The sequence below is a fragment of the Bradyrhizobium sp. IC3123 genome, assembly GCF_020193625.1.
In the GTDB taxonomy this organism is placed as follows: domain Bacteria; phylum Pseudomonadota; class Alphaproteobacteria; order Rhizobiales; family Xanthobacteraceae; genus Bradyrhizobium; species Bradyrhizobium yuanmingense.
Map to the genome: position 1 here is coordinate 1 of NZ_JADYVF010000039.1, position 2212 is coordinate 2212.

Here is a 2212-nt window from a genome sequence, read left to right on the forward strand (position 1 = left end):
AACCGCCCTGAGCTGACCGCGGAGCGGTTCATCGCCAGTCCCTTTGTCGAGGGCGATCGGCTGTACCGGACCGGCGACCTTGCACGTTATCTGCCGGACGGCAATCTTGAGTTCCTGGGCCGCAACGACGATCAGGTGAAGATCCGCGGCTATCGCATCGAGCCGGGCGAGATCGTCGCGCGGCTTTGCGAGCACGCCTGGGTGCGCGAGGCGGTGGTGGTGGCGGGCCAGAACGGCGCCGGCGACAAACATCTGATCGCCTATGTGGTCTGCGCGCCCGAGGCCGGCTCGGACGAGGGCGATGGAGGCGCGCTTGCGGGCGCCTTGCGGGCGCACTTAAGTGCGCGGCTGCCGGACTACATGGTGCCGAGTGCGTTCGTGCGGCTGGCGGCGCTTCCGCTCACGGTGAACGGCAAGCTCGATCGGAACGCGCTGCCGGCGCCGGCCGATCAGGCCTATGCGCTGGCGGCCTACCAGTCGCCGCAAGGTGCGGTCGAGACGGCGCTGGCGCAGATCTGGGCCGAGCTCCTTGGTGTCGAGCGCATCGGGCGCAACGACCACTTCTTCGAACTGGGCGGCCACTCGCTCTTGGCCGTGCAGATGTCGAGCCGGCTGTCACAGGCTGTCGGGGTCGAACTGCCACTGTCGACGCTGTTCGCAAGGCCAGTGCTGAGTGACCTGGCGGCAAGCATCGTCGAGCTGTTGAGCCGCTCCGGTCCGCACGAGCTGTCGTCGATTGCAGCCGTGTCGCGTCATGAGCCGCTTGTGCTGTCGTTTGCGCAGCAGCGGCTATGGTTTTTGGCTCAGCTGAACGAAGGCAGCACGAACTATCACATTCCGCTGGCCTTGCGATTGCGCGGGATGCTCGACCGCAGCGCCTGGCAGCGCAGCCTTGACCGTCTGTTTGCGCGTCATGAGGCGCTGCGCAGTGTGTTTGTCGCGACCCAAGGCAAGCCCGGGGTTGAGGTTCTGCCGCCGGACGCGGGTCTGCCGATAGTTGAGCATGATCTGCGGGAGAGATCGGATGCGGAAGCGGCATTTTTGGATCTGTGCCATGAAGAGGGGCGCACGCCATTCGATCTTGCGCGCGGTCCGCTGATCCGCGGGCGGCTGATCCGCATCGCCGACGAGGAACACGTCTTCCTACTGACCCAGCATCACATCGTCTCGGACGGTTGGTCGATGGGCGTGCTGCTGCGTGAACTTAGCCAGCTCTACCGGGCATTCGAGGCTGGGCAGGACGACCCTCTGCCGCCGCTTGCGATCCAGTATCCGGATTACGCCGCCTGGCAACGTCAATGGCTGTCGGGGGAACGGTTGCAGAAGCAGGCGCAGTATTGGCGCAGCGCCCTGGCAGGCACAGCCCGTCTTGTCTTGCCGACGGACCATGCGCGGCCTGCCCAGCAGTCGTTTGCCGCGGCCACGGTCCCGATCACCGTCGATGCGGATTTGACGCGGGAGCTGAAGCGGCTGAGCCTACAGCATGGCACGACGTTGTTCATGATGGTGCTGGCGGCCTGGGCGGCGGTGCTGTCGCGTCTGTCCGGGCAGGACGATCTTGTGATTGGCGTGCCGAGCGCCAATCGGGGGCACCGCGAGATCGAAGAGCTGATCGGGTTCTTCGTCAACACCCTGGCGCTTCGGCTGGACCTGTCGGGCAAGCCGCGCGTGTCGGAGCTTCTGGAGCGGACGCGGCGCACGGTGCTGGCTGCGCAGGAGCATCAGGACCTGCCGTTCGAGCAGGTGGTGCAGATCGTGCAGCCGCCCCGGGCTCTTGATCACACGCCATTGTTCCAGGTGATGCTGGCCTGGGAGAACAATGCGGTTGGGTCATTGGACCTGCCGGGGCTGAGTGTCGAAGCTGCCGGGGAGGAGATTGATCAGGTCGAGTTCGATCTGGAGCTGAGCCTTGGTGAGCAGGGCGAGGAGATCGCCGGAACACTGGCTTATGCCACGGCGCTGTTTGATCAGGCGACGATCGAGCGGCAGCGTGGTTATCTGCTGGCGCAGCTGCGGGCGATGGTTGCCGATGCGCAGCAAGAGGTCCACCGGATTGAGCTGCTCTCGACTGCCGAGCGCACGTATCTGCTGGAGGAGCTGAACCGGACGGCGGCGCCGTATCCTGCGGAGCGGTGCATCCACGAGCTGTTCGAGGCGCAGGTGCACAAGGCGCCGGATGCGGTGGCGGTGGTCTGCAAAGATGAGCGGCTGA

Annotated in this window: 1 protein-coding gene; it reads left to right on the plus strand. The window is 65.6% G+C overall.

Annotated features, from left to right (window positions below; translation table 11 throughout):
• Positions 1-2212 (plus strand): condensation domain-containing protein (locus tag I6F20_RS37485; protein WP_225131576.1); only part of this gene is annotated, 2212 nt, incomplete at both ends.